This is a genomic window from Aphanizomenon flos-aquae FACHB-1287 (assembly GCF_014698755.1).
GTDB lineage: Bacteria > Cyanobacteriota > Cyanobacteriia > Cyanobacteriales > Nostocaceae > Dolichospermum > Dolichospermum flosaquae.
The window spans coordinates 37,863-50,385 of record NZ_JACJTO010000013.1; the positions used below are offsets into that span (position 1 = coordinate 37,863).

At 38.9% G+C, this 12,523-nt stretch carries 14 protein-coding genes; 7 read left to right on the forward strand and 7 right to left on the reverse strand.

The window, feature by feature from the left end; all coding sequences use genetic code 11:
• Positions 1-175 precede the first annotated feature (175 nt).
• The 6 genes from H6G44_RS08440 to petM form a co-directional block, all read right to left on the reverse strand.
• Entirely contained in the window at positions 176-703 is a 528-nt protein-coding gene (locus tag H6G44_RS08440; protein ID WP_190386150.1) for a DUF192 domain-containing protein, read from the reverse strand.
• 259 nt (positions 704-962) lie between these two features.
• Positions 963-1,655 (reverse strand): response regulator transcription factor NblR, encoded by a 693-nt coding sequence (nblR, locus tag H6G44_RS08445; protein WP_190386149.1) that lies wholly within the window; start codon positions 1,653-1,655, stop codon positions 963-965.
• 154 nt (positions 1,656-1,809) lie between these two features.
• Positions 1,810-3,984, reverse strand: coding sequence for an aminodeoxychorismate synthase component I (pabB, locus tag H6G44_RS08450; RefSeq protein WP_190386148.1), 2,175 nt, complete (start codon positions 3,982-3,984; stop codon positions 1,810-1,812).
• A gap of 322 nt (positions 3,985-4,306) precedes the next feature.
• Positions 4,307-5,224 carry an NAD(+) kinase gene (locus H6G44_RS08455; protein ID WP_190386147.1) on the reverse strand — a complete coding sequence of 306 codons (918 nt, stop codon included), beginning with the start codon at positions 5,222-5,224 and terminating at the stop codon, positions 4,307-4,309.
• A gap of 84 nt (positions 5,225-5,308) precedes the next feature.
• Positions 5,309-6,310 carry an SDR family oxidoreductase gene (locus tag H6G44_RS08460; RefSeq protein WP_190386146.1) on the reverse strand — a complete coding sequence of 334 codons (1,002 nt, stop codon included), beginning with the start codon at positions 6,308-6,310 and terminating at the stop codon, positions 5,309-5,311.
• Positions 6,311-6,455: 145 nt separating this feature from the next.
• Positions 6,456-6,560 carry a cytochrome b6-f complex subunit PetM gene (petM, locus tag H6G44_RS08465; RefSeq protein ID WP_190386145.1) on the reverse strand — a complete coding sequence of 35 codons (105 nt, stop codon included), beginning with the start codon at positions 6,558-6,560 and terminating at the stop codon, positions 6,456-6,458.
• A 179-nt stretch (positions 6,561-6,739) separates the two neighbouring features.
• On the opposite strand from petM, the gene pdxA reads away from it, so the two are divergent.
• Positions 6,740-7,783, forward strand: a complete 1,044-nt coding sequence (pdxA, locus tag H6G44_RS08470) for a 4-hydroxythreonine-4-phosphate dehydrogenase PdxA (RefSeq protein ID WP_190386144.1) — start codon at positions 6,740-6,742, stop codon at positions 7,781-7,783.
• Positions 7,784-7,881: 98 nt separating this feature from the next.
• Here the strand turns inward: pdxA and H6G44_RS08475 are convergent, their stop codons facing one another.
• Complete coding sequence (locus H6G44_RS08475; protein WP_190386143.1) at positions 7,882-8,769, reverse strand: alpha/beta fold hydrolase; 888 nt, start codon at positions 8,767-8,769, stop codon at positions 7,882-7,884.
• A 142-nt stretch (positions 8,770-8,911) separates the two neighbouring features.
• Between H6G44_RS08475 and H6G44_RS08480 the strand changes: the two genes are divergently transcribed.
• The 6 genes from H6G44_RS08480 to H6G44_RS08505 all read left to right on the forward strand — a co-directional run bounded on the left by H6G44_RS08480 (position 8,912) and on the right by H6G44_RS08505 (position 12,519).
• Positions 8,912-9,223, forward strand: coding sequence for a carbon dioxide-concentrating mechanism protein CcmK (locus tag H6G44_RS08480; protein ID WP_190386142.1), 312 nt, complete (start codon positions 8,912-8,914; stop codon positions 9,221-9,223).
• An 88-nt stretch (positions 9,224-9,311) separates the two neighbouring features.
• On the forward strand, positions 9,312-9,659 hold the full coding sequence (locus H6G44_RS08485; RefSeq protein ID WP_190386141.1) for a carbon dioxide-concentrating mechanism protein CcmK: 348 nt from the start codon (positions 9,312-9,314) through the stop codon (positions 9,657-9,659).
• 89 nt (positions 9,660-9,748) lie between these two features.
• A complete protein-coding gene (locus H6G44_RS08490) occupies positions 9,749-10,885 on the forward strand; it encodes a HetZ-related protein 2 (RefSeq protein WP_190386140.1) in 1,137 nt (378 codons plus the stop codon).
• Positions 10,886-11,021: 136 nt separating this feature from the next.
• Positions 11,022-11,885 (forward strand): isocitrate lyase/PEP mutase family protein, encoded by an 864-nt coding sequence (locus tag H6G44_RS08495; RefSeq protein ID WP_190386139.1) that lies wholly within the window; start codon positions 11,022-11,024, stop codon positions 11,883-11,885.
• Between the two features lie 92 nt (positions 11,886-11,977).
• Positions 11,978-12,244: a CopG family ribbon-helix-helix protein gene (locus H6G44_RS08500; RefSeq protein WP_190386138.1), complete on the forward strand. Its 267-nt coding sequence runs from the start codon at positions 11,978-11,980 to the stop codon at positions 12,242-12,244.
• Positions 12,241-12,519 carry a type II toxin-antitoxin system RelE/ParE family toxin gene (locus tag H6G44_RS08505; RefSeq protein WP_190386137.1) on the forward strand — a complete coding sequence of 93 codons (279 nt, stop codon included), beginning with the start codon at positions 12,241-12,243 and terminating at the stop codon, positions 12,517-12,519. The genes H6G44_RS08500 and H6G44_RS08505 overlap by 4 nt, the downstream gene beginning before the upstream one ends.
• Positions 12,520-12,523: the final 4 nt, after the last annotated feature.

Here is a 12,523-nt window from a genome sequence, read left to right on the forward strand (position 1 = left end):
TAGAAAAAACGAAAATTTGATGTTATTTAGGTTCCTAATAAATATTAACCTCTTCATTACCATTTATGCCAGGTTTGGTAATTTTTTTTTAAATATTTCTGTATCAGATAAAAATTCAGAACAAGGACTAATGCTATTTTTACATAGGATTATTGTTAGCAAATCTTGTTCCTGTTTACTGAATAGCTCCGGGACTTAAGAAATCAATTTTAACCTGATCTCCTTGATGTAAACCTAGTTCCGCAGCTCGTCCTGACCTGAGTTCAATTACTTGATCTACACTTACATCAGGACCATAAATAGAACAAGGTTCTTGATTACAAGGAGGAGCAGATGCTTGTATGTACTGAACTACACCTTCCCGGAGAAATACCATGTCTAAGGGAACAGGTACATTTTTCATCCAAAATTTTACTGGTTGTGGTGCAGTAAAAAGAAATATCATTCCTCTGTCATTTGGTAAAGCTTGTCTATACATCAAACCCATCTGTTGCTGTTCTTGTGTTCGTGCTACTTCTAACTGAATTTTGATATTTTTAGGAAAAGTAGCAATTGCTGAAATTGGCAGATTTTGACCAGTATTTACTGGTGTTTGAGTTAGTGATTCCGGTGTCACGGTTGGAGATTTAGCTGTAGTGGGTGGTGAACAGCCCATTAATAAGATACTAAGTAATATTGAACATAAACTGAGCCAAGATTTCATAGGTCGTACAGGGAAGAGGGAACAGGTTACAAATAATTGACAATCAATTTATACCAAATTCAGATGAAACTGCATAGAATCAGGTTTCAAGAGTATTTAAGCGTATCTAAACCCAGTTTAATATGGGTAATGATTATTCTGTGCAGCCTCACATAAAATTGATATGACTGGAATTTAGATTCTGACTATTTTACTTAATTTATGCAAAATTGCCCACTAATTTAGATTTTATTTGTGATTATTTCTGGTTTCATGGATTTTAGGAGTCTCTGAGTACATAGCCTACACCGCGGACAGTTTGAATTAGGCGTTTTTGACCTTCTTCTTCGATTTTGATCCGCAGGTAACGAATATATACTTCAATGACATTAGACTCACCCATAAAGTTGTAACCCCAAACATTTTCTAAGATTTTGTCCCGAGTTAATACTTCACGAGGATGTTCCATTAAGAACTTTAATAATTCAAATTCCTTCATGGTTAAGTCAATGGCTTTATTCTTGTAAATAGCGCGACGTGTCCCTATATCAAGAACCAAATCTCCAAAGCGCAATTGCTCTGTGGCCTCAATATCTGGTTTAAGATAGAGCCGAATCAGCTTTAAAAAATCTTCCGCACGGTAAGGCTTGAGAATGTAATCATCAGCACCAGCATTTAGACAAGCTATGCGATCATCTACTGTATCTCTGGCCATTAAAACCAATATAGGAGAACGATTACCACTCATTCTGAGATTTTTGCATAGAGATAGTCCTGATTCTCCGACGAGCATCCGGTCTACAACAATCAAAGCGGGTTGGGAATGATGACAGTATTCTAATCCATTAGCTGCATCATGAGTTACAATTGCATCATAGCCAGCTTCCTGCAAATCAAAAGCTAACTGATTGGCTAAAATTTCATCTGGTTCAATCACCAAAACAAAAACGGCGGGCTTGTGGGTGGCTATCATAGCAGTTGGGGATTGGTAATATTATAACCTGTTACCGTGTTACTGATATTCCAGACAATACTAACTCAAGTTACTAATTTTCCGGTTTTATCTCTATACAAGGTGCTTTAATTTAATTAAAGCAAGTGATATTGATTTGTGATTCAAGGACGAGTTAAAGGGCTTCTACACCTACTCTTTCATACCCGTCCGAAGTTTTTGTTTCTATTCCTTGGATGTAGTATTGATCATGATCGACAACTCCACAATTTGTAATCATCATTGCATAAATTAATGCTTTAGCTTTCAACATTGTTTCTTCAAATTCCATCCGAGGATGAGAAAGTGCTACAATACCACCACCAATACCAATGGAAGTTTGTTGAGCAGTCATCACAGCAGTACGAATAACAATATTCAAATTTGCTGAACCATTTAAACCTAAAAAGCCAATAGACCCGGAGTAAACTCCCCGCGCTTCTTGTTCTAATCTATCAATAATTTCCATGGTTCTGAGCTTCGGTGCGCCAGTCATAGAACCCCCAGGAAAGGCATTACGAATGCAGTCTACCGCGCTCATATTGTCACGTAATTGACCGCGAATCGTCGTTACCAATTGATGGACTGTAGCGTAGGTTTCCACAGCCATTAATTTGGAAACATGAACCGTTCCGACTTTACAAACCCGTCCTAGATCATTGCGAAGTAAATCCACAATCATTAGATTCTCCGCTCGATCTTTTTCGCTATTTTGCAAGCGATCGCGTAAAATAAAATCTTCTTGAGGTGTTTTTCCTCGTGGTAGAGTGCCCTTGATGGGTTTTGTTTCTACCCAACCTTGGCGATCAATTTGCAGAAATCGTTCTGGAGATGAACAAGCTATTCCCACATCACCAAAGCGCAAAAATGCGGCATAGGGAGCAGGATTAATGCGGCGTAATAAACGATAAAATTCTAGAGGATCTACTGTTGTGTCTGTGTGAATCTGGTTTGTTAAACAAACTTGATAAGTTTCTCCTTCATAAATTTCTTGCAAACACTTTTCAATATCATCAAGATAAGTTTTTTCAGATCTACTCAATCGGAAGATAATCGGTGTTTCTTTCTTCTGAGGAACAACAGACAATAGCGGTGGAAGATGATCAATTTGGTGTTTTATCGTTTCAAACCAGTTTTCTGCGGAGGCTGTTTGTCCTGGATAAATTAGACAAAGTAGATAGATAGTTTGCTCCTGATGATCGATGGCAATCATCCGATCTGCTAACAAAAACATGGCATCAGGTAAGGTAGGGGAGTGATTTAATTTCCCTCCACATTCTGCTTTTAATTCATAGCCAAAATAACCCACAAATCCGCAGTTAAAATCAAAAGGTAAATGATCAGATCGACAATGTCTTTTTTCAATTTCTCCCTGAAGATAATCAAAAATTCCTTCTGTTTTGAAACTGACAGTATCAGACTGTGTAATTGTTAATTCCTGCCCTTTAGTTCGATAATGAATCAATAGACTATGATCACCACTATTATCTCCCATAAAGGAAAAGCGAGAAAGACCAAGTTCCACACGACTGCTATCTAACCAAAATGCATTGGCTGATTTACTAAACAAATGTACAAACATCAGTTCGGTATCAGGGCACAAATTCAATTTGCGCGTACAAAGTTGAAATTCCTGTTGCTGTTTTTTGTGAGCAGAATTTGTGGGTAAGGTTCTATTCCCGTTATTTATTGTCCAATAGTGTTTTTTCGGGCTTTTATCGCGCTCTTGGGCAAATTTTCGGGTAATCTCTTGAAAATTCTCAAACAAAGTATGTCCATACTCAGTACAGATTGATTCGGGATGAAACTGTACACCCCATAAAGGCAAAGAGCGATGACGCATAGACATGATCAAATTGTCATTAGTCCATGCGACCTTTTCTAAGCACTCCGGTAGTTCATTTGCAACCAACAAGGAATGGTAACGGACAACGGAGAAGGGAGAAGGTATTCCTGCAAATAAATCAGTAGCAGTATGATAAACTTTACTTAGCCGACCATGACGAACTTCAGGTGCATGAATGACTTTTCCTCCGTAACTAAAGCCTAGTCCCTGATGTCCCAAGCAAACGCCTAGTAGTGGTACTTGGGTATTTTTGATTACTTGACTACAAATACCAAAATCTTTTGGTTTTTCTGGACGGCCTGGACCTGGTGAAATGACGATGTTATCAAATTTCCACTGTTTCAGATCATCCCATATAACTTGATCATTGTAAATTACAGTTGGATACTCTCCGTTAACTTCTGCAATCAATTGGTAAAGGTTAAACGTATAAGAATCGTAGTTATCAATAATCAGGGTTTTCAAGTTAAAATCTTCCTAATTAACTCGTCAAAAGGGCTAAATTCCAACTACATCCACAGTTATTAGATTCTAATATTTGGGGGGTAACCAGTAAAGTTTTAATTTCCCCCAGTTTAAGATTGATTCCAAGAATCTGATAAATGGTGTATGGGAAATATATCGTTTCCCAATTTAATGAAGTACACACCAATTTATTCCCTGTTCCCTAAAACTAAAAAACTTTGTACCTTACGAGCATGAGAACTGCTAGATCAGTTTTCCTAAATGGAGAGTTGGAAGTTACACTAAGTTTGTATTTACCGCCCAAGACTATACTAACTGACAATTAAGGCAATTCTACAGAAGAAGGTTTAGCAATATGGGGTAAACCCCAACCGAGTTTTTCCCTAAGAACACGGAAGAACTCTGGTGGTTGTAGACGAATAAATCGGGCGCTATAGGGCGATCGCTCTAAATATACCCGATCTTCTGCTAAAACATAACATCCACCATTACCATCTACCACCATCACCAGTCGAGGAATGTTCACGGGATAGATATTAACTGGTTCACTATCAGGAAACACCAAAGCCCTAGAAGCCAGGGAATGGGGACAAATGGGTACTAACTGTAAAACAGGGACACCAGGAGTAATTACCGGACCACCCGCGCTTAATGAATAAGCTGTAGAACCAGTGGGAGTAGAAACAATAATACCATCTGCGGCAATATCCACTGGTGAATGTCGCCCTACTGCTATTTCAAAATGGCACATACAAGTTAGCGGTTCTCGATGTAACACCATTTCATTTAAACAGAGGGCTTCCCATATCACCGTATCTCCCCGGAGAACCTTAACGGTGATCATGACCCTATCTTCAACCTGATATGCACCCGCCATTACCTGTTCTATGGCTTGGGGCAATTGGTTGAGATAGGTTTCCGTCAAAAATCCCATGTGACCAGTATTGACCGTCAGCATGGGGACACCAGAGGGGGCGACTAGGCGTGATGCTGCTAACACCGTACCATCTCCCCCTAATACTACTACAAATTTCATGTCTGAGTCAAAGCCAGGGGGCGTAAGACCTTCAATGGGGGTGTGAAAGACCGGACTATCTGGTTGAGAATAGCCCAATATCCCACCGATACTCGCAGTGATGTAAACATCCCAACCAGCAGCAGTGAGTTTGTCTTTTAGTTGGATAGCGATACTACTCGCTATCGGTTTAATGTCGTTGTAGATAATGCCTGCTTTCGGCACATTTAAATATCCAAGTTTAGGGGATGATTTTTCTGTATCTAATAGTTACACATTTTTGATTCATGTAACCATTTATCTGAATATTTATTGACTATTGGTTTTGGAAGATTCTTTAAAGGCGTTTTTTTTGCTTTTGAGCTTTTTGCTTTTGGCTTTCTCGTAATCTAACTGTTTTAGCTTGTTCATAATCCGGCTGAAATATTCTTGTAGATATACTTCTAGTGTGGTGGTTTGTTGTTTATCTAACCCAAAGATAGTATATACTTCATCCATAGCTTCTGCATTTAAAGCTTTACCACTGGCTAAAACTTCTGTAAAAGCTAATCTATCAGCAACATTCCATCCCCATTGAAAGAAGCGGAGAAAACTTTGTACAGTGCGGAGTACAGCAAGGGGCATCCGTGTAACTTTTGCATCTCTATCAGATAAACGTTCACAAAGATTAATAATTTCCTCAGCACTCCAAGCGCGAGTCCCCACCACAGGGAAGGCTTGCTTTTCTGTTTCTGACACCCCCAAAGCCTGAACAGCAAATTTCGCAATATCCTGAGTATCCATGTAGGCAATAGGGGAAGATGTACCTGTTACCCATACTGGTTGTTTTTCTAAAATAGGTATACCATATTGACCAATCAACCCTTGCATAAAACCAGCTAAACGTAAAATCGTATAGTTTAAACCGGATTCTGCTAAAAACATTTCTGTACAGTGCTTAATTTCCATAAGCGGTACATTGGGGTACTTATCAGCATCGAGAATTGAAAAGAAGATAAATCTTTCTACACCAGCAGCTTTAGCCGCTTGAATTAATGCTACTTTTCCATCCCAGTCTACATCTTTAATAGTCAGAGAATCTGTAGGACGAGATGTGGCAGCATCAATAACTGCGGTTACACCCGCTAATGCTGGGGTCAGAGTTTCTGGTTTACACAAGTTTCCCCGTACTAGTTCAGCGCCCCATTCTTTGAGAAAAGCGGCTTTTTTAGGACTCCGCACCAGACAGCGAACTTTATACCCTTCATCAATTGCGCGACGGGCCACTTGTCTTCCCAAGGTGCCAGTTGCACCAACTATTAATAATGTCATGGGGTTGGTTATATATCTTAATGTTTATGAAGAGAATCTTAACAGAATTAGTTATGTAAATAAAACTTTACATCTTTTTAATAAAATTGGTGAGAGGCAAGAGGCAAAATTAATATTCTCCCTGCCCCCTTGCCTCTGGGTATCTCTACTCTTGTACGCCTTGAATTTTGAGTAACAAAGCACCAATTGCCCAACCGACGAAGATTAGACCGAAAGATAGCATAGCTGCATTTAACATTTCGCCGCTCATTTGCTGTAATTCTCCTTTATGGATTTTTGATTGATCTGAGATTGTTCAACTCTAACAACTCAGGTATAATAGGTCTATCAGAACTATTGGGATTAGACTTATAAAAATTCTAAACCAATTTAGGGATGGTAATCGGGAATCGGTGAAGATGGGCGGAGAAACCCCGCTCCGGCAAAATAATGAGTAATCAAAATAACCGTCCGCGTTTGGTGGTGACGCTGGGAGATCCGGCGGGTATTGGTTCTGAGGTGATTTTGAAGGCTTTGGCAGATCCTGAAGTTACTCAAAATTGTCATCTGGTGGTGGTAGGAAATGTAACTTTATTAGCTAAAAGTTATGAAAATATCAGTAAAAATATTGATAATTCTCTCAATTTGGTAGATCTTACTGATTTATCTATAGTTGATATTACTACTGCTGGTGAAATTATCACGGGTGTGGGAAATACGGCTAGTGGTGCCGCCAGTTTTGCTTATATGGAATATGCTATATCTCGAACTTTGGCTGGTGAGTTTGATGGAATTGTAACGGGTCCGATTACAAAATCTGCGTGGAAATCCGCAGGTTATAATTATCCAGGACAAACGGAACTTTTGGCGGAAAGGGCTGGTATTGAACGTTTTGGGATGTTGTTTGTGGGGTGCTCACCTTTTACAGGTTGGACTCTTCGCGCTTTACTTGCTACCACACATATACCTTTATGTCAAGTATCTGCTACTTTAACACCACAGTTATTAACAAATAAATTAGATTTGTTGGTGGAGTGTTTAGAAAATGATTTTGGGATTAAAAATGGTAGAATAGCGATTGCCGGTTTAAATCCCCACAGTGGAGAAATGGGACAACTGGGAACGGAAGAAATAGATTGGTTAATTCCCTGGTTGGAATCAGAACGCCAAAAACGTCCCCATTTACAACTAGAAGGACCAATACCCCCAGATACAATGTGGGTGAAACCGGGTATGGCCTGGTATGGTAATTCTCCGGTTAAAAATCCGGCTGATGCTTATTTAGCACTTTATCATGATCAAGGTTTAATTCCGGTGAAATTAATGGCTTTTGATCGGGCTGTGAATACTACAATTGGTTTACCATTTGTGCGGACTTCCCCAGATCATGGTACAGCTTTTGATATTGCAGGTAAGGGTATTGCTGACGCGACAAGTATGAAAGCAGCGATTCAGTTAGCGGTAGAGTTGGTAAAACGGAGGTATAAAGTGTAGTTTAAATGTGTAGGGATTGATAAGTAAAACTTTTAACCTATCAATTATATTATATTATCAAAACAGAAAAATAGTGGTTGAATATACTCAATTTTCCTTTAATTCCCAAACTCTAAGATATGTTGGGCGACAATTTGTGGTTGTTCTAAATGAGGAATATGGCCACAATCTTTAATCCAAATTAGCTTACTTTGGGGAATGGCTTTGGCAAATTTTGGAGCGTCTCCAGTTCCTAAAATTTTATCACTATCGCCCCATAAAATTAAAGTCGGTTGTGCCATTTGGGCCAGTTGTGAAAATTTAAAAGCACCATAACCGCCACTTTTAGTAAAAGCAATTAACGCTTGGGTCCAATTAGGCATTTGTAAATGTAACTCTCCACAATATAAAGCATCCTCGGATATGAGACTGGGGTTTTTATATGCAGTTCGACAAATAGTTTTCCGCACTTGCGGATTTCGCAAAAATTCCGCCGCCCAATAATCCAAAGGTGGAAATATATATTTACTTAATGGGGAATTAGGTTTCAAGCCCGCGCTATCAATTAATACCAGTTGTTTTACCGCTGCTGGATAAGTGAGGGTAAAATCTATAGCTGCAGCCCCACCCATAGACGCACCCACCAAAATTACAGGCTGATTAATCAGAGTTTGCCAAAAACAGTAGAGATGGGTTTTAATTGCTTCAGGACTATAAGTAATCCCCGGTAATCTATCTGTAAAGCCAAATCCCAACAAATCCACCGACCAAACGGCATTTTTGGCAGCCAGTAAAGGTAAAAGTCGGCGATATTCTAATACAGAACTATCAAAACCGTGAATTAATAAAATCGGCGTACCACCCTGACCTTGTTGGACATAAGTAGTATAAATGGGTTCATTGGCTAGGATTGTGCTAATCGCCTGACGTTGGATATTTTGGGCCAAAGCGATAGACGTGGTTTGTGTGAGTTGCCCAACTGCGGGGGGGAGAAAACTTGGAAACATAAAACCCAGTTTACATCAGCGCGTACCACTTGAAACAATACCCAGTAATTAATTAAAAAAGAAAATTTCCCCAAAAATAAAAATCGGTACACAATCCTCGTAAAATGAGAATCACCCATCCCTAACGTAGGAGATTCAAGCCATGCCAATGGCAGTTGGCGTAATTGAAACATTAGGTTTTCCGGCGGTTTTAGCCTCAGCAGATGCCATGGTTAAGGCCGCTGGTGTCACCATTGTCTATTACGGTATCGCCGAAAGTGGTCGACTGATAGTTGCTGTCAGAGGCCACGTAGCGGAAGTACAAACAGCCGTAGCCGCAGGTATTACTGCGGGTGAAGAAGTTTATGGAGGTCAGGTTATTACCCATTACATTATTCCTAATCCTCCGGAAAATGTGGAAACGGTCTTACCTATCCATTTTACCTCTAAATCTGAGCCTTTCCGTATTTTCTAAGTGAGTTAGCTATCAAAAATTGAAGTATTTCTTCATAAAAATAATTTGTAGCAACCAATAACTTTATATTCATAACAGGAGATTAAAAATGTCATTACAGGCTGTTGGATCATTAGAAACTAAGGGTTTTCCCGCCGTTCTCGCAGCAGCAGACGCAATGGTAAAAGCCGGTCGAGTCACTCTCGTTGGTTATATCAGAGTTGGTAGCGCTCGTTTTACCGTCAATATTCGTGGTGACGTTTCCGAAGTTAAAGCCGCTATGGCAGCCGGTGTAGATGCTGTAGAAAAGGTTTATGGTGGTACTCTGGAATCTTGGGTAATTATTCCCCGTCCCCATGAAAACGTAGAAGCTGTATTACCAATTGCTTATACAGCAGACGTTCAACAATACCGAGATTCTGTGGAAAATCCCATTATTGGCGCTTCTAGAAGCTAATTAGTATTTTCGGTGGGTAATGGGTAATAGGTAATGGGTAATTATTTCCTATTCCCCTTTTCCCTAAATAATAACTTACATCAATTATCATGATGATACAAGGTGGGTTAAATTTAGCTCAATATTGGCAACAGCGACTCAGTACAGAATGTCCAGAAGAAAGTCAAGATACTAGACAAAGTATTCTTAACTGGCTGTTGGGAGGAGATTTAGAACGGTTTAATTTACTGAACCCGAAAGAAATAGAAATTGCTAAACAAGCAATGGAATATCGGTGGCGAATTTTACACAAACGCTATTTAGGCATGAGTAGAGAAAAGGCCTATCGTCAATTGATTAGCCGCTTGGGTAGTATAGTGGCTGTCAGAAACAAAATTCAAGCCTGGATAGCCCTCAGCCGCGACCGTCAATGTAGTATGATTGAGGTTCTGCAAGAAGTCCTCCAGGAACTCATACAAAGTGACTCATATATTCAACAACAAATAACCTATATTGCCGCATTAACAACAGATAAAAAATTGCGGGATACATTGTTATTTGCCAGCATTGAAGAATATTGTTTACGTCCTGTGCGAAATCAACCAATATTAATATACCGTTTTGTTAATTATCTGCGACGAATGCAGAAGGGAGGATTAACACAAATACCTAATGGTAAATTAGTGAGACTTATTTCTGAAGAAATTCTCGCAGAAAATAATGATCATGTTATTAGTTTAATTAATAATCAAGCTATTACCCAATATCAAGAAACCCAAGACCTAGAACAGCAATTAGCTAACCGTCAAATCGTACAACAGAAATTTGAAAAATATTTATTAGAAAATATTGGACAACAAGCAGTAGATTGGTTACGCTTATATCTTCAAGGTAAAACCCAAGAAGAAATTGCCAAACAACTCAACCAACCGGTCAAAACAGTATATCGTCTGCGGGAAAAACTGAGTTATCATGCTGTGCGAATTTTTGCTATTAAAGACCAACCAGAATTAGTTGATAATTGGCTTTCTATCTCCTTAGAAGAACATAATCTAGGGTTAACAGAACCTAAATGGCAAGAATTTCAGGAAAAGATTACCCCTCTAGGACAAAAAATTATCAACCTCCGCAAAGCGGGTAATTCTATGGAAGCTATAGCCCAGCAGTTACAACTTAAAACTCATCAAGTTTTAGGTGAATGGACAAAAATTTATCTTGCGGCCCAAACCCTAAGAACTCAGAATTAACAGTTATTAAAAAAATTTTTTTGCTCAGAAATAATAATCACAACTATAAACAATTCATGGTTTTAGCTATCAAAATCTAAACTGTTTTTACAGTATTTATTGTATTATCAAAAATAGTCCATTGACAATTACTTATATGTCTACTACTCAAAAACTGCACGAATTACTGACAAGTCCAGAAATCATTGTTATTCCTGGTGTTTATGATTGTTTAAGTGCAAAATTGGTAGAAAAAGCTGGTTTTAATGTTGCTGCTACCAGCGGTTTCGGTATTGCTGCTTCTACCTTGGGTTTACCTGACTATGGTTTTCTCACAGCTACAGAAAATTTTTATACTGTCGGACGAATAGCTCAGTCAATTAATATACCTTTAATTGCTGATTGTGATACTGGTTACGGTAATGCTTTAAATGTGATACGGACCGTAAAAGATGCGGTGCATTTGGGTTTAGCGGGTATAATTTTAGAAGACCAAGAATGGCCGAAAAAATGCGGACATTTTGCCGGTAAACGGGCAATTTCTATGGCTGAACACACAGGAAAAATCCGGGCTGCGGTAGAAGCGCGTGGTGATAGCGGTTTAGTCATTATAGCCCGAACAGATGCCCGTGCACCTTTGGGTTTAGAGGAAGCTATTAATCGTGGTCAATCATACATAAATGCTGGTGCAGATGTCTTATTTGTAGAAGCACCCCAATCTGTGACAGAATTGCAAATTATAGCTACTGCTTTTCCTAATATACCATTAGTAGCAAATATTGTAGAAGGTGGGAAAACTCCGGCTATTTCCCCCGCAGAATTGCAAAATTTGGGGTTTAAAATTGTCTTTTTTCCTCTGACTGCACTTATGGCTGTAACTGAGGTAATGAGTGTTTGTTTTCGTCATTTAAAGGAACAGGGAAGAACTGATAATTTATCTGGTTTGATGAATTTTCAGGATTTTCAAGAATTGATGAATGTACCGCAATATTTAGCCGTGGAAAAAAAATATCAGGAATAAATTATTCATTACTTCTCTAGTTGAAAATTGATGAATAATGAATTATATTAAAAATAATGCAATATAATATTGTGTATTATTGAGGTAATTTCATGAGTACCACGAGTTTTCGACTTGATGATGATTTACAAGAAAAACTTGACAATACTGCTAACCGAATTAAGCGTTCTAAAGGTTGGATAATTAATGATGCTCTCCGTCGCTATATTGAGCAGGAAGAACTTAAACAAAGGATTTTAGAAGAAACTCAAGAAGCTTTAGCTGATATTGAAGCCGGTCATGTAGTATCAGGAGAAGAGGTCATGAAATGGTTGGAAACTTGGGGAACTGCGGCTGAAACTAAGGCTCCTTTGTTATGAAATTGGAGTTTTCAGAAAGTGCAATTCAAGACTTGATTCGGCTACGGGAGTTTATCGCAGTTCATAATCCCAAAGCCGCAGAACGTATATCTCTGCGGCTACGACAAGCGATTGGAAAACTTGCACTGTATCCCCATATAGGGCGTTCTGTACCGGAGTTTGAGAATGTCCGAGAACTTGTAGCGGGTGATTATGTTGTGCGATATTTACCCCTTGAGAATGTGATTTTTATATTAAGAATATGGCACGGGAAGGAATTTCGTGATTTTAAGTAAAAAC